We start from the raw sequence: 14,614 nt of genomic DNA, 5'->3' as shown, positions 1-14,614 counted from the left end.
GCTCGGGCAGGGCGAAGGTGTCCGCCAGCGGCGGTAAGCCGACCGTCGGCAGGTCGCTAACGCCACTGGCCGTTCGGTTGCTACTCAACCCCCGCGATGCCACGGACCCGACGATCGGTTGCCGAAAGAATCGAGCCGTTCGTCGACGAGGACCAGGAGCAGGCCGAGAGGCGACCCGACGTCGTTGCCGAAAGGCATCGGCGCCGAGCTGGTCGACACGCGTTGGGGGTGAGGAGCAGTGGTAGCTGACGCGTCAGGCGGTGCGGCGCCAATGGCGTGAAGGAACCCGGGCTGCACATCAGCAACCCGGGTTTCGTCGTTCATCACGGCGCTGCGGCCGCTGCGATGTACGTCGCCGGCAGGTCGCAAGCGCGGGAGCTTACGGTGCGGGAACCTCGCGCACCAGGCGTGAGGTCCAGGGGCACCAGATCAAGCCGGGCAGGAACGGGCCGCCCGCTTCGTCCAGGTGCTCTTCGACGTAGGGGATCGTGGCGTCGCACACCTCGATGGCCTGGTCGAAGAAGTCGACCGTGTCGGGGTTGTAGTGGTAGCTCCAGCGCGGGTTGTAGGGGGCGGTGCGCTTGATGATCCTGCCGAGGACGTGGGGCTCGTCGGTGGTGGCGCCGCTGATCAGGTCTCTCGCGTGCTGGATCTTGGCGGGGTCGGTGAGCTTGAGGACGGCCTTTTCCTGGGTGATGTCGGTGTACTCGAAGTAGGCCGCCGTGTCGGCGGCGTGGTCGGTGTCGGCCGACTGAGCCTGGGCGGGTGTGGCCAGGGCGAGCATCGTGACCGCTGCGAGTGTGGCGATCTTGGGGGTGATACGTCGCATGGGCATCTCTCCGGTGCCTGGTGGGCCGTGTCCACGGCCATTCGCTACGAAGTGTAACTGCTCAGTCACACAAAGTGCTTGATGTTGTCCCCACTTGGACTCGCTCCTCGGTCCTGCAGCCTGAGATCGGGTCCAGCCGAAAGAGGTTCCTCAACCTCCGCGTTGCCGAAAGATTCGAGCCGTTCGTCGACGAGGACCAGGAGCAGAGGCAGACCGGCGAGGCGTCCGCGGAGCATTGCCGAATTGTTCTTACAGGGGATCAAGCGCGGCCCGCCGGCGGGCCGCTGACGCGCCGCCGGGCGGCCGCAGGCCAGGCATGCGGCCCTGGCGGCCGGTCCCGGCCCGCACCACCCTGCGGCGCGTCAGATCCAGGACACGCCAACCGAATCGATCACGATCGGCATCGGATAGTCGGTTCTAACGCTTTGAACTGGGCGTTCCTGCCGTCAAACTCGCCGTCATTTCGGCCAGCGGAAACGCCGATATTGACGCTTGCATAGACGCTGGCCACATGAGATGACTAGGCACTCACGTAAGCACCAGTAGAGGAGATCAACGTGGCACCCGTACGAAGCGCCGAGTACTAAGAGAAGGGAGGAGTCGGAAAAACGTCGATCACCAATGGCCTTGCCGCCGTCGCCGGCGACCGCGGCATGCGCGTCCTGGTCGCTGACCTGGACCCCCGCGCCACCGCTAGCAGGGAGTTGGGGCTGCCCATCCCCGAGTCGGGCGAGACCGAGCTGTTCACCGTCAACGACCTGTTGCACGTCGACCCCAGCGACGACGACCCGATCGACCCACGCGAGGCCATCCACGAAACCATCCACCCCGCCGGGAGCGACTGGCCGTCGACCGTGCGCGTGCTCCCCGCGGAACGCAAGCTCGCCAACCGCGAGACCGACACCGGCCCCGTGGAGATGCGCCTGAAGCTGGGACTGTCCGCCGTTGCCGACGACTTCGACCTCATCCTGTTCGACTTGCCGCCCCGGGCCGGCGGCAAGCTCGTCACGGCCGCCCTGGCCGCCGTGGAGGACGGCGACGTCCTTATCCCGGTCACGCTGACCACCGACGGCCTCGATGGGGCCGTGCACGCCCTGCGCACCATCAAGCAGATGCGGATGGGCTACAACTCCGACCTTGGCGTTGCGGGCATTCTGCGCAGCAACGTTCCCCGCGGGCCGGACATGCGCGCCATCAACCGCGAGATCGAGGCGCAGCTGTATGAGCGCTGGCCCGAGTTGGTCATCGGCGACCGGCTTCCTGCCGCCGGTTCCGACGTCGACCAGGTCGCCGCTGTCCCGTCGTCGTACGTCATCCGCCGCTACTCCATCCGGGAGGAGTGCCGCTATGCCCGCGTGCCCATCACCGCCGCCCCCGGCCGGGAGGCCCGCACTCTGGTCACGGCCTACAGCGACGTCCTTGACCTACTGATCGAGCGGAGGAAGAGCCGTGGCTAGCGGGTTGATCGCCAAGGGGCGGACGGGGCTCACCAAGGTCCGGGAAGCCGGTCCTGCCGCTCCGCCGGAAGAGCCGCAGCAGGCGGCCGGCCGCGCAGCGTCACCTGCGGAGACAGTAAGCGCAGGCGAAAACGACGGTGTAGAAGCCAGCGATAAGGCCAGGAATCAAGACAGCATCAAAGCTGGCAATCCCGCTGGCGAAAACGACGGCGGGAACGGTGGCTTTATCGCTGTCATTCCCGCCGCTTGCGTTTTAGCTGGTGACACTGCTAGACAACGGACAGCTCCCGCCGCAGAGCTGAGCAAAGATCTCGGTTCAGCCGAGCCAGACGATCTCCAGGACCTCCACGAGCCGCTGGTCGTCGAGGATCAGGTAGACGACGCCGCCCAGCCCGGACCCGCCGAACGGATGGGTGCGCACCGCGGCGTCGGGATTGCGGGAGGGATTGAGCGACCGGCCGGCCCAGGGCTGGATCTCCAGCAGCGCGAACATCTCGGCCAGGGCGGGCAGGACCTCTTTGGGCAGCGCGGCGACCTGATCGGCCGCATGATCACTCAGGCGGACTGTGTACACCTACACGTCTACACGTCCGCGCCGAGCTTGGCCAGCACCTCGCGCCAAGGCCGGGACGGTGGCAGCTCTCCGTGAGCTGCCTGCTCGCCGACCTGTTCGGCGTCGCGGGCGATCCGATCGTAGGCGCCGCTTGCCTTGAGCACCGCCAACTGCCGCCAGTAGTCCAGGCACGTGTAGACCGGGGCCAGGTCGAGATCGTCGGCGGCCGTCGCCATCGCGGCGCGGAACTCTTCTTCGAACGTCTCTCGGTCAGCGGGAGCGAGCGCGGCGCGCACAGCCTTGGGCGTGCGCTCGGGAACAGGCGCCGTCTCGTGATCGTGCGGCTGTGCGGTCATGCTCTGAGCTTAGGCTTTTCGCCGAGCTGGCGCAGTTAGTCCAGGTAGAACCGCACGTCCGGCAAGAAGGCAGATAGGCCAGCAATTCCGCTAGCGAAAACGCCTTCCAGAAGGAAGGCATTACAGGAGGCGCAAAGACCAGCCCATGAGAGCGGCGCACGCCCAGCCGTAACCGGGGCTTGAGCAGCAACCGAACGGGCAGTGGCGTCAGCGGGTCAGACTCGCGGTTCGGTGCCCCGGGTGGGGCGGGCGAACAGCTGGGCGGCGAGTTCGGCCGGCCGTGGCGGGAGTGCGGGGAACGCGGCGGCAGTGGTCCGCCGCGTTCCGGAGGAGGGCGGGGTTCAGGCGGCGGGAGTGGTCTTCTCCTCGTTGCGGGGGAAGAAGGGGAGCTCGATGTGGACGCGGTCGGCGGCGGCGAGGATCTTCTCCGCGTCGTCGACCGGCGGGTGGATCGCCTGGTTGATCCGCGTCTTGATCTCCTTGCCGTCGGTGCCCGAGGCCATCACCCTTCGGTCCCAGCCCCGGGTGAAGATCCCACCGGCACCGCCCAGGTCCAGGCAGGTGACGTACGGGCCGGGGGTGAAGTCGCGCAGCGGCACACCGAGCAGGTCGGCCGCTGCGTTGTACCCGGCGACCTTGCCGAGCGGGGTGGCGTGCTGGCACGCCTGCATGACCGTGTGCTCGGCGTCGAACGCCGCCGCAGCGGTGTCCCCGGCGACGAACACCTCGGGAAGGGCGCGCAGCCGCCGATCCACCGGTATCCGGCCGAGGTGGTCGAGCTCGTCGCAGATCTGCCGGGTGAGCTCGCTAGCCCGCATCCCCACCGACCAGACCACCGCGTCCGCTTCGACCTTGGTGCCGTCGGACAGGACGGCATGCCCTTCGCCGACCTCGGTCACCGTCGTTCCAAGACGGCGTTCGACGCCCAGCTCGTCCAGTGCCGCCTCGATCTCCTCACGCGGGCCCGGGCCGAGCTGGTCTGCGACCATCTGCGACCGGTCCACCAGCAGCACCCGGCCCCGGGCGGCCAGCGCGGTCGCGGCCTCCAGACCAGTGAACCCGGCACCGACGACCACGGCCGTGTAGTCCTCCCGGTCACGCAGATAGCTGGTGAGCCGCCGGGCCCCGTCGAGGGTGTCGATGTCGAAGAGCCGTTCAGCGCCGGGCAGGTCGTGGGGCCGGACGAGCCGGCTGCCGGCCGCCAGCACCAGGCGGTCGTAGCCGATCTCCTCACCATCGGCCACCACCGTGCGGCGGTCGGTGTCGATCGTGCTCACCGAGGCACGCAGGTGCCCGGCGCCGATCGGCCCGAGGATCCTGCGCAGCTCCACCTTGGCCAGGTCCGGCTCCGGCTCGTACAGGCGCGGCCGCAGCACCAGGTGCTCGTTCGGCGCGATGAGCGTGATGCGCAGGTCCGCATCTCCGTCCGCGCGCTCGCGTGCCAGCGCCGCGCCCGCCGCGCTCCACACGCCCGCGAAACCGCCTCCGATGATCACAACGTGTGCCATCGTCTCGTCCTCTCTCAGCCTCACCCCTGGGGATCCGGGGGCGGCAGGGAGACAAGACAGCGGGTTCAGATGTGACCGATGCGGGCGAACTTCTCGGGATTGGCCAGTCTCCGCAACGTCGTGATCCGCCCGTCGGCGATCTCCACGGTGTCGAGCCAGACCAGTTCGCCACCGCGGTAGGTCGCCAGGGCCGGCTGCCCGTTCACCTCGATGATCTGGAACGCGTCGGGACGCCTGATCTCGATCTGCCTGACCGCCAGCAGGGCGATCGGCTCGGCGCCCTGGACCGGTCTGCGCGCGGCGGTCACCTTGCCGCCGCCGTCGGCGACATAGACGGCCTCGGGGTGCAGCAGCTCGACGAGCTCAGCCATGTTTCCCGCGTCGGCGGCCGCCTTGAACGCCTTGAGCAGGCGTTCGGTCTCGGCCCTGGACGCCCGGGGCCGCTCCCTGACCGCGGCGACCCGCGCCCGCGCGCGGGAGGCGAGCTTGCGGCCGGCGGCGGGCGTGCTGCCGAGCACCTCGGCGATCCGGCCGAACGGGAAGTCGAAGACGTCGTGCAGCACCAACGCGACGCGCTCGGCCGGGGTCAGCGTCTCCATGACCACTAGCATCGCGGTGCTCACCGACTCGTCCACGAGCACCTGAGCGGCGGCGTCGGGCCCGGTCAGCAGCGGTTCGGGGAGCCAGGGCCCGACGTAGGACTCCCGCCGGACACGCGCCGACTTGAGCACGTTGTAGGACGCCCGGGCGGCCAGGGTCACCAGCCAGGCCCGCAAATCGCGCACCTCGGACAAGTCGGCAGCGGCGGCGCGCAACCAGACCTCCTGCGTCACGTCCTCGGCCTCGGCCACACTGCCGAGGATCCGGTAGGCCGCTCCGAATACGGCGGGGCGATGCGATTGCCAGTCGGCCTCCGCCAACGCACCGGTCGGCTCCACCCTCGGCCTCCTGCCCTTCTCGATCAGTGCTCGGCCGCCGATTCTAGGGGTCCCGACGTCACCTGGGCCGCCGCGACCAGGCGTATGCCCACCAAGCGCTGCCCCTGGTCGGCCTCGCCGACCCCACCGAGACCTCCGACGAGGGCGAGTCCTTGTGAACGAAGACGAGGCCTGGCCACGCCGCCCGCATCAGAACGGCAAGTGGCGACAGTACGCGCTCCGACGGCTCGTTAACGCCACTGGCCGGTCGGTTGCTGCTCAAGCCCCTAACCGCTCGCGCCCGATGGTCAGTTGGGGCTGCCGGGCCGACGCAGGCGGGCAGCCATCTCGAAGACGTCGCTGATCTGGTCAGCGGCCTGCTGCAGCAGTCGGCCCGCCTCCGCCAGCCGCTTCTCCGCCTCAGCCTCGTTGCCCCCGGTCGCGGCCTCGTAGCGGAAGTGCAGAAGCCCGGCCAGGCCGGCGGCAGCTTCGGCCGCGGCCGCGAGCACCGGGTCGGAGACGATCGCCCGCGGATCGGGCTCCAACTGGTTGATCGCGGCGAACAGGCTCATGGCGCGGGCCTGAAGGAACATCAGCGGCGCGGCCCCGTCGGTGGCGCTGGCTCCCACGAACGCGACCGCGTGAGCGGCCTGGACCTTATACGGGGCGATCCCCTCCGCGAGCGCGTCGCCCTCGGCCTGGAGCGCTTGGGCCTCCGCGGCGCCCAGCAGGGCTTGGCACATCCGCAGCCGCACCAGCGGCTTGGCGTCCTTGTCCAGCTGGTCACCGGTGATGCCGAACTTCTTCAGCACCGCGCGCAGGTCGCTGTTGTTCAGGATGAGGACCTCGTTCAGCATGACCGCGACGGTATCGGCCGACTTGCCCGGCTGGCAGGGGTTTCCGTGATCGGGGCGACCACCCACGGCCGCTGCCACCCGGCCGACGATAAAGCTCCAGCCGGGTGCGGACCTCACCGAACCACTGAAACGCCGCACCGAGCGGAGGGCCTTGGCCCCGCCAGGCTTCCCGCCCGTGGGGCAACGGGTTACTAATGACGTGTGGAGCATCTCTACTGGGATCTCGGATCTCGCGCAGGCGGCGCCTGCTTCGAGGTGAAGCTGCGCGGCTCGACCGCCAGAGTGTGTCTCATGGACAGCGATCACTACCAGGCGTACCTCGACGGTGACGCGTACGAGTATTACGGCGGCTTCTTTGACGTCAGCCCCGTCGTCCTGGAGGTGCCCTACGACGACTATTGGTATCTCGTCGTCGACAGCAATGCCCGACGGCTCAAGGTCAAACTCGCTGAGGTCTTCGACTGAGCGTGTCTGCAGCAGCCGTCCACGAGGTCATCAGCCGGTGGAATGACCGGTGATGCCGGACCCACTGCCTGACCTGTGGTCTCCGGCAGGCGCGGCCCGTTTCCGCCGTATTCCGGTGGTACCCCTTTCACAGCCCACTTCGGGTGAGGCACCCCGAAAACCTGTAGATCAGCTACCTGTCGGCTGAGGACACGTTCGGGAGCGGAGGGCCAGATCAGAGGGGGCGTGTAGGGTTGTGCCGGGTTTTCCGCAACTCTTCATGCGTGCGCCCATGGAGATTACAGGAAACGATGCACAACCCTACATTTTCGCTGGTCAGGCACGGCGAATAGGGAAGTCATCACTGTTGACTGGGCGGACATATCCGACCGGGCCATACGACGGCCAGAGCCGGTAGGCGCAGTTGTAGCAGTTGGTGTGCAGGTACCCCTCTGACTGAGCATTTCTGACGCCACAGCCTGCGGCCCACAGGACGCGAGCGCCAGGTCGGGCCGCGGTGGCCGCAGCGGGCTTGCGCCGGTGTGTGCCCCGGCCACCGAGAACGGACATCCGTGGCCGCGGAATACCGGGGTGTCGGCCACGGACCCTGCGGCTGCCATAGTCTGCGTCGTCTGCTCGCTCGCGGCCTTGCCGGGCGCGGCGGCCAACCGGCCCGTGGCTGCCACCGGCATGCCGGCCAGCGCGTAGAGGAAGGCGATGCGAAAGCCGCCCACGCACCCGGCGTACCTCACGCCGAGGGGCCAAGGGGTTCACGGATTCACCGTGAGCCCGCCCAGCACGTCGTACATCTGCTGCGTGGTCAAAGGCTCGACGGGAAGCGGTCCTCGGACGGCCTCCGTACGCAGCCCGTCGAGCAGGAAGGCGACGCCCCGGCGCCACGCGCCGGGCGCGGCGCCGGCGGCTGCGCGAGCGAGCAGAGCGCTGCTGCCGAAGACGAGCAGAAGGTCCTCGCTGGTGAAGTCCGGGCGCAGGGAGCCGGCCCGCTGGGCGCGCTCGATGATCCGGGTGGAGGCGGCCTGCGCCCGGCCGCAGACGGCCATCAGCAGCTCGGCACGCGGATACCGGCCGCTGACCACGTCGGCGACGGCGGGGTCGGTGGCCTGCAGCTCGCAGACCTTCTCGATGTAGTAGGCGAATCCGTCCCAGGCGTCGCCAAAGGACAGGGCGTGCTCGGCGACCTCGTCGAGGCGGCCTGCGGCCAGGTCGGTCACCACCTCGTCGATGAGCGCCTCGCGGGTGCCGTAGAGGTTGTACAGGGTGCCGTGGCTCACCCCGGCCCGGCGGGCGATCTCTTTCAGCGGCACCTTGAGGCCGCGCTCCTGGAAGAGCTCGGCGGCGGCCGCCCGTAGTTTTTCCGCGTTGCGTTGCGCGTCGGCCCGCATCCGGTCGTTCCTCCTGGCTGTGGCGTGGGACTCCATGGTCGCATCCTGAGACGCATCCAATTTGACCCGGGGGTCAAGTTGGATGCTACCGTCGTCCAACAAGTTGACCCCAGGGTCAAGAAAGCCGTTCATGTCAAGGAGCACTCCCATGTCCAAAGTGATCGCCGTCTTCGGTGCCGGTGCCGGCCTTGGGGTGTCCGTGGCCCGCCGCTTCGGACGCGAAGGTTTCCGGGTCGCACTGGTGGCCCGCCGCAAGGACCGGCTGGACGCCCTCGCCGGGGAGCTGGGCGGCGAAGGCATCGAGGCGGTCGCCTTCTCCGCCGATCTTGCCAAGCCCTCCGAGGTGCCTGCCCTGGTGCAGATGATCCGGGACCGCCTGGGCCGGATCGACGTGGTCGAGTACGGGCCGATCAGCGGTGACACGGGCTTCACCGCCGCCACCGAGCTGGACGCGGCAACCCTGATGGAGCTGTCGCCGCTGCTCCTGTTCACCCCGGTCGAGGTGGTCCGGGCAGTGCTGCCGGAGTGGACCGAGCGCGGTGACGGTGCCTTTCTGCTGACCCAGGGCTACTCGGCGGCGCGGCCGATGCCGTACCTCAGCGGCCTGGGCCCGGTGATGTCCGCCACCCGCAACTACCTGTACTCCCTCAACGCCGAGCTGGCCGGCACGGGCGTCTACGCCGGCACCCTGAGCGTCGCCTCCCTGATCGCCCGGAGCGAGGTGGCCGCCGCGGCGCAGGCCGCCTTCACCGCGGCCGACGGCCCGAAGGTCGGCATCGTCGATCCGGACGACCTGGCCGATCAGTACTGGCGCATGTACACCGAGCGCGACCACGTCGAGCGGTTCTACCCCGACTCGCTCACTTCCTGATCACTGACGTCTCCCGTCCGCGCGTGAAGCGGTCCTGGCATCTGCAGGCATACGGCCCTTGGCTCATGACCTGTTCGACCAGGTCCGTGAACGGGACGATGCCGGTCTTGGTCGAGCAGCGGCCGAAGACGTGGGCGTGGTGGGCGGCCAGGCTGTAAGTTCCGGCGATAAATGGCCGGGTATCTCCGGCGCTACGTGGCCGGACATGATCCTTTGATGGCAAAAGTACGGCCCCGCCGTGTGGCGGGGCCTGCGTTGACTCATGTACGCGATAATCGCCTATTATCACGTACATGAGCGATCATGACGGCGCGGCGACCAGGAGAACCCCTCACCGGGACGGTGTGCGACACCGGCACGTTATCCGGTACATCGCCGAAGGCGTCGCCCGGCGGTCGGCATGAGCGCCGCCCCGAAGATCACTGCCCTGCGCGGTGGACACGTCACGCTCGCCGCGGCCGCCGACGCCTTCCTGGCCACCCCGCGCACCGCAAACCCCAACACCCACCGCGCCTACGCCTCAGCCATCGACCGCACCATCGAACGGCTCGGCCGCGACCGGCCGCTCGCCGACATCGCCGACGCCGAGATCGGCGCCGCGCTCGCCGAACTGTGGGGACGATGCGCGCCGGCGACCTGGAACCGCAACCGCGCCGCCATCGCCTCCTGGCTGATCTGGTGCCAGACCAAGAAGCACTGGGCCGCCCCGTCGGTCCCGGCCGAGGCCGAACGCCGCAAGGAGAGCGCCGACGAGACCCGCGCCGTGGCCAAGACCACCATCCACCGGCTGCTGTCACGCCGCGACATCCCGCTGCGCGAGAAGACCCTGTGGCGGATGCTGTACGAGACCGCCGCCCGCGCCGCCGAGATCCTCGCGCTGAACGTCGAAGACCTCGACCTGGAGCACCGCCGCGCCCCCGTCCGGTCCAAGGGCGGCGCCGTCGAGTGGGTGTACTGGGACAGCGGCACCGCCCACCTGCTGCCTCGCCTGCTCCAGCTCCCCGACGGCACCTCACGCAACCGTGGCCCGCTGTTCCTGTCCGAACGGCGCCCGGTCCCGGCCCGCCAGCCCGCGGCCGCCGACATCTGCCCGCACACCGGCCGCGCCCGCCTCGGCTACGACCGCGTCCGCGTCCTGCTCGACACCTACGCCGGACTCGACCTCCACCAGCTGCGCCACAGCGCCGCCACCCACCTCGGCGAGGCCGAAGTTCCGCTGCAGCTCATTATGGGCAAGACCCGGCACAAAAACCCCCGCACCGCCATGCGCTACGTCAAACCCGGTGCTGAAGCCATCGCCAAGGTCACCGAGGTTCTGGCGCCCCGCCGCCGTACCCACTAATCAACCTCAGTGGTGGCTCGCCGCCGTCATAGGAGCTCCGGGCCGTTTCGGCCGCAAGGCAAGAGGACTGACCTGCGCTAACGCAATCACGTGTACCTGGTGGCAGCAGTCTTACCGACACCCCAATCCGCGAAGTCACGAAGGTTCTCGACGGGATCTGCCCACGACGCACACCAGGCTGGCCGAGCTGGAGGTCTGGCCGGTCAGCGTGGTGACCTCGAAGCCGCACTCCTCCATGGCCGGCGCCACCGTGGCGATGATTTCCCTCACCCGTCCCACTCCCGGCGGCTCCCAGCACAGGTGGAGGCCCCCGCCGGGAGCGAGCCAGCGGCGCAGGGCACCCAGCTCCCGCGCCGGGGCTCGCGTCCAGAACAGGTTGACGTTGATCGAAAAGATCTTGTCGAAGGAGCCGCCGGCGAACTTGACTTCCTCCAGCGCCGCCATCAGAAAGTTCGCCTTGCCAGCTGCCACGTGCCCGCTGTTGCGCTGCCTGGCCGCCTCGATGGCTGTGTCCGACCGGTCAATCGCGGTGAGCGATCCCGCCTTGAGGCGGTCGAGGACGAGCGTGGCCGCGACACCGCGGCCACATCCGATCTCCAGGACCCGATCGGACGGCGCGAGATCCAGTGTCTCCACCGCCCAGGAGAACCGCTCTGGTATCAATTTTCCAGCCATGGTCACATGATCGGTGAACATCACGGCTTAAAGGTCAGTACCGGTAGTTCGTTGAATCAAGGACGACGCCGAGTATCACCTGATTGATGACCGTTCAGGTGATTCGGGGGTGCGTGATGACCGCTCGTCTGCCAGTTCCGGTGGCGCCTGGCCCGCTGGAGGACTACGCGGCGCGTTTCGATGACGTGTTCTCCGCGCTCGGGCAGCGGCGCGGGTTTCGCGAGTACCTGGCCGGGCTGCTGCTGCCACGCGAGCGCAACAAGACGCTGACCTGCCTGGCCGAGGCCGAACCGATGGTCGGGATCAACGATCCGGCGGTGCAGCGGCTGCAGTACTTCCTGTCGGAATCGGTGTGGGACCCCGAGGCGGTCAACGACCGGCGGGTGGCGCTGCTTCTGGCCGATCCGGCGACCGCGCCGCACCGGGGCGGGGTTTTGGTGATCGACGACAGCGGCGACCGAAAAGACGGGCATGCCACCGATCACGTGTCCCGTCAGTGGCTGGGCCGACTCGGCAAGACTGACAACGGGATCGTCACCGTGACCACGCTGTGGGCCGATGAACGGCTGTATGTGCCGCTGCACGCCCAGTCCTACACGGCCGCCTGCCGCCTGCCGCGCGGCACGAATGATCCGGTTTTGCTGGCACACCTGGCTGGCCGGTAGCCCACCCGATGGCACCGCAGATCCGGGCGATGAACCGCCACCTTCACCGGGCGAGAATCATGCCAGCGGCGGGCAGACCGTCGAGAGCCGGGGGAAAAACCAGCTCCGGCAGCCGGCTCCGGCCGTCTTGGCCGTCAGCGCTGCGCCACGTGCGCGGCTGGCTCACCCCCTGGATACGGCTCCAGCGCTACTGGCGTGCCTGGTCCAACGCGCCCCCGCCCCCTGAACTCCAGCGCCTACTTGCCGCCGTCGGAGCCGGACACGCACTCAACCTCTACGTCCAGATTTAACAGACCACCGGTAGTACCTGGGCCCTAGGAACCGCAGGTCTACCGGGGAAAATTGTGGCCGACGCGCCTCGTCGGCGTGGACCTCCGCACATCTGGCTCCAGCACGAGCGGGATCTCTATCGGGGCGACCCGCGCCAGACGAATTTTGCGAACTTCTGTGTACATGTGGTGACCACGTGTGAGACGCCCCAATACAGTCATTTACTGTTAGTAGCCGATGTTGACTGTGAGTGACATTGATGTTCGACTTTGACGAACTGGACGCCTTGGAGGCGTATTACCTGGCCGAGTTGCTCGGTGACGACGCGGATACCTACGGGGACACAACCGAGCTGGGGGAAGCGCTCCGCGGCGCGCTGCACGAGGACTACGCGCAGGCGGACTCAGAGGAGTTGGAGGACGCTCTGTTCAACGTCGTCGAGTCGCTCGCACCGGCGGAGTCGTTCAACTTCGGCAAGGCGCTCACCCAGATACGGAAGGGCGCTGCCACAGCGTTGACGGATCCTTCCCTCGGTCGCATCGCCTTGACCGCACTTCCCCACGCGGGAGGAGCCGCCGGCACGCTGCTGGGAGGGCCCGCCGGTACGGCGATCGGCAGCGGACTCGGTGGCGCGGTCGCCAAGGCTCTGTCCCCGAGCGGGAAGGCCGGCCCCCCGGCGCCCACTTCCGCACAGGGAAAGACCCCTGCCGAGAGGGGTTCGGATTCGGCGAAGCGGATGCTCTTGCTGACCCAGCATCCGACGGTGCTCAAGTCCCTGCTCGCCCTCGCGCTCGGCAAGCAGGGAAGCAAATCCGTCGACGGGGTGCCCGTGGGTGCGGTCATGAACATGCTCAGCACTCTTGCTGGCCAAGCCACTGCGGACGCCGACGAATTCCATTACGCGCGCACCGAGATCCCTGACTATCTGCTCGACGAAGAAGGCGACTTCCGAGCGGATCCAGCGGCACCCGCCGAGCGCGCGCAGGCGCTCTACACCACGCTCCTCGACTCCGAGAATCACTTCCTGACCCAGGTGGAGGAGTGGCTGTGACGACAGGGAACACGATGGATCTCGGATTGCTTCTCGAACGCGTGGTCACCGATCCGATGGGGCTCGTCGAACGCGTGGTCACCGATCCGATGGGACTCGTCGAACGTGTGCTCCAACAGACCATGAGCCAGTTGGTGACCGGGGATGCGCCCCCCAGCGACATGAACCTGCCGCCCGACGAGCTGATCGCCGCAGCGCTCGGCAATCAGCTGGCACGGATGATCAACGACCAGGGTGACGAGCCGGACCACCACAAGGAGCTCTCCGCCAGGGACACCGCGTTGGCGGCGGCCCTGGGCGCGTGCGAGTGCTGGGGACAGCACGCCGAATGCCTGCACTGTGGCGGGAGCGGGGGGCCCGGATGGGTGCTTCCCGACAGGCGCCTGTTCGCCTGCTACGTCAAACCCGCGCTACGAGCCCTGATGAGGTCCGCCCCGCCGACCGGCACCACGCACCAGCTCGACAACCACCAAGAGGAGACCGGAGATGGCCAACACCTGGCTCGATGACATGGACGCCGAAAGCGATGCCCTACTCGACGAGGACACCGAAGACTATACGGATTACATCGACGGCGACATCGAAGACTTCGCAGCAGACGACTACGGCGAGGAGGGCGACGACTCCGAAAGCAGCCGAACGCGTAGGGAACGGGCCAGGCGGGCGGCGAGAAGGCGTGCGATACAACGCCTCCGGGCCCAGGCCCAGGCCCGGGCCGCGAGGGCACAAAGGCGTCGCATGCCTGTGCCCCAGACGCGTGTTCAGCCTGCCGGCGCCGTTACGCGCCGGACGCAGGCCGCCGTTCGTGACCTGGCCGTGAAGAACGAGGTGCGCGCGGATGCCACCGGCAGCGCGCTGGCGGCCCAGCGCAAGAGCATCGACGGCGTGCAGATGGCGCTGGTCACGAGCGCGATCGTGGGCCAGCTGCGGAGCTCCTTCGATCACATCTCCGCGTTGAAGAACCCGGTGGTCAGCGCTGGCCTGCCGCTGTTGCCGCTGCTGTTGATGAAGCCCGCAAGCCGGGGAACCGGCATCGAATCTCTGGCTCGCGATCCGCGCGTATGGGGCCCTCTGGCCGTAGCGGGGGTCGCCATCGCGGGGAAGTTGTTCGAACCCCCCAAGGCCGACGATATCAACGACCTGAAGATCACCCTCCAGCGGAGCGAACTGCGCAAGGACAGTCGAAGCAAGATCCGTGTCGACGCCGTCGACAAAAAAGGCCAGCCCGTTCCCGTGGAGGGCATCACCCTGACGTCGGGCAACACGAAAATCGTGGAAGTCGATCAGGCGGCCGGCATAGTCACCGCCAAGGGTAAGGGAGAGACGGAGATCACCGCGCAGGTGACCGCGGATGGGAAAACGTTCGTCGACTTCGTCACTGTGACGGTGACGGAGCCCTAGGCGGAAGCAAATCCC

Annotated in this window: 14 protein-coding genes and 2 pseudogenes; 8 read left to right on the top strand and 8 right to left on the bottom strand. The window is 68.2% G+C overall.

Annotated elements, in window-relative coordinates:
* Positions 1-379: 379 nt before the first annotated feature.
* Positions 380-829 carry a BP74-related protein gene (locus ACZ6R6_RS41670; RefSeq protein WP_470102449.1) on the bottom strand — a complete coding sequence of 150 codons (450 nt, stop codon included), beginning with the start codon at positions 827-829 and terminating at the stop codon, positions 380-382.
* A 599-nt stretch (positions 830-1,428) separates the two neighbouring features.
* Between ACZ6R6_RS41670 and ACZ6R6_RS41665 the strand changes: the two are divergent.
* Positions 1,429-2,286 (top strand): annotated as a pseudogene (locus tag ACZ6R6_RS41665) (ParA family protein); the annotation flags it as partial.
* Positions 2,287-2,602: 316 nt separating this feature from the next.
* Here the strand turns inward: ACZ6R6_RS41665 and ACZ6R6_RS41660 are convergent.
* The 5 genes from ACZ6R6_RS41660 to ACZ6R6_RS41640 form a co-directional block, all read right to left on the bottom strand.
* Positions 2,603-2,860, bottom strand: coding sequence for a hypothetical protein (locus tag ACZ6R6_RS41660; RefSeq protein ID WP_470102448.1), 258 nt, complete (start codon positions 2,858-2,860; stop codon positions 2,603-2,605).
* Positions 2,861-2,868: 8 nt separating this feature from the next.
* Positions 2,869-3,195, bottom strand: a complete 327-nt coding sequence (locus ACZ6R6_RS41655; RefSeq protein ID WP_470102447.1) for a DUF6247 family protein — start codon at positions 3,193-3,195, stop codon at positions 2,869-2,871.
* 341 nt (positions 3,196-3,536) lie between these two features.
* On the bottom strand, positions 3,537-4,703 hold the full coding sequence (locus ACZ6R6_RS41650; RefSeq protein ID WP_470102446.1) for an NAD(P)/FAD-dependent oxidoreductase: 1,167 nt from the start codon (positions 4,701-4,703) through the stop codon (positions 3,537-3,539).
* Between the two features lie 65 nt (positions 4,704-4,768).
* The gene (gene sigJ, locus ACZ6R6_RS41645) at positions 4,769-5,641 is read right to left on the bottom strand and encodes an RNA polymerase sigma factor SigJ (protein ID WP_470102445.1); all 873 of its coding nucleotides are present in this window, start codon (positions 5,639-5,641) and stop codon (positions 4,769-4,771) included.
* Positions 5,642-5,928: 287 nt separating this feature from the next.
* The gene (locus tag ACZ6R6_RS41640; protein ID WP_470102444.1) at positions 5,929-6,477 is read right to left on the bottom strand and encodes a hypothetical protein; all 549 of its coding nucleotides are present in this window, start codon (positions 6,475-6,477) and stop codon (positions 5,929-5,931) included.
* A gap of 201 nt (positions 6,478-6,678) precedes the next feature.
* Here ACZ6R6_RS41640 and ACZ6R6_RS41635 point away from each other — a divergent pair, with 201 nt between their 5' ends.
* The gene (locus ACZ6R6_RS41635) at positions 6,679-6,942 is read left to right on the top strand and encodes a DUF1883 domain-containing protein (protein WP_470102443.1); all 264 of its coding nucleotides are present in this window, start codon (positions 6,679-6,681) and stop codon (positions 6,940-6,942) included.
* A gap of 749 nt (positions 6,943-7,691) precedes the next feature.
* Here ACZ6R6_RS41635 and ACZ6R6_RS41630 read toward each other — a convergent pair.
* Entirely contained in the window at positions 7,692-8,360 is a 669-nt protein-coding gene (locus tag ACZ6R6_RS41630; protein WP_470102442.1) for a TetR/AcrR family transcriptional regulator, read from the bottom strand.
* 112 nt (positions 8,361-8,472) lie between these two features.
* On the opposite strand from ACZ6R6_RS41630, the gene ACZ6R6_RS41625 reads away from it, so the two are divergent.
* Together ACZ6R6_RS41625 and ACZ6R6_RS41620 are read left to right on the top strand one after the other, a co-directional pair.
* Entirely contained in the window at positions 8,473-9,195 is a 723-nt protein-coding gene (locus tag ACZ6R6_RS41625; RefSeq protein ID WP_470102441.1) for an SDR family NAD(P)-dependent oxidoreductase, read from the top strand.
* 400 nt (positions 9,196-9,595) lie between these two features.
* Positions 9,596-10,537 (top strand): tyrosine-type recombinase/integrase, encoded by a 942-nt coding sequence (locus ACZ6R6_RS41620; RefSeq protein ID WP_470102440.1) that lies wholly within the window; start codon positions 9,596-9,598, stop codon positions 10,535-10,537.
* 135 nt (positions 10,538-10,672) lie between these two features.
* On the opposite strand, the gene ACZ6R6_RS41615 is transcribed toward ACZ6R6_RS41620, so the two are convergent.
* Complete coding sequence (locus ACZ6R6_RS41615) at positions 10,673-11,212, bottom strand: class I SAM-dependent methyltransferase (protein ID WP_470102439.1); 540 nt, start codon at positions 11,210-11,212, stop codon at positions 10,673-10,675.
* A gap of 116 nt (positions 11,213-11,328) precedes the next feature.
* On the opposite strand from ACZ6R6_RS41615, the pseudogene ACZ6R6_RS41610 reads away from it, so the two are divergent.
* The 4 genes and pseudogenes from ACZ6R6_RS41610 (at position 11,329) to ACZ6R6_RS41595 (ending at position 14,599) form a co-directional block, all read left to right on the top strand.
* Positions 11,329-12,103, top strand: a pseudogene (locus ACZ6R6_RS41610) (IS701 family transposase).
* A 303-nt stretch (positions 12,104-12,406) separates the two neighbouring features.
* Positions 12,407-13,198 (top strand): hypothetical protein, encoded by a 792-nt coding sequence (locus tag ACZ6R6_RS41605; protein ID WP_470102438.1) that lies wholly within the window; start codon positions 12,407-12,409, stop codon positions 13,196-13,198.
* Positions 13,195-13,707, top strand: a complete 513-nt coding sequence (locus ACZ6R6_RS41600) for a hypothetical protein (RefSeq protein ID WP_470102437.1) — start codon at positions 13,195-13,197, stop codon at positions 13,705-13,707. Before ACZ6R6_RS41605 ends, ACZ6R6_RS41600 begins: the two co-directional genes overlap by 4 nt.
* Entirely contained in the window at positions 13,685-14,599 is a 915-nt protein-coding gene (locus ACZ6R6_RS41595) for a hypothetical protein (RefSeq protein WP_470102436.1), read from the top strand. The genes ACZ6R6_RS41600 and ACZ6R6_RS41595 overlap by 23 nt, the downstream gene beginning before the upstream one ends.
* The last annotated feature ends 15 nt before the right edge of the window (positions 14,600-14,614 follow it).

It is taken from the genome of Streptosporangium sp. NPDC048886 (assembly GCF_055586905.1).
This window is presented reverse-complemented; position numbering and strand designations above follow the sequence as displayed.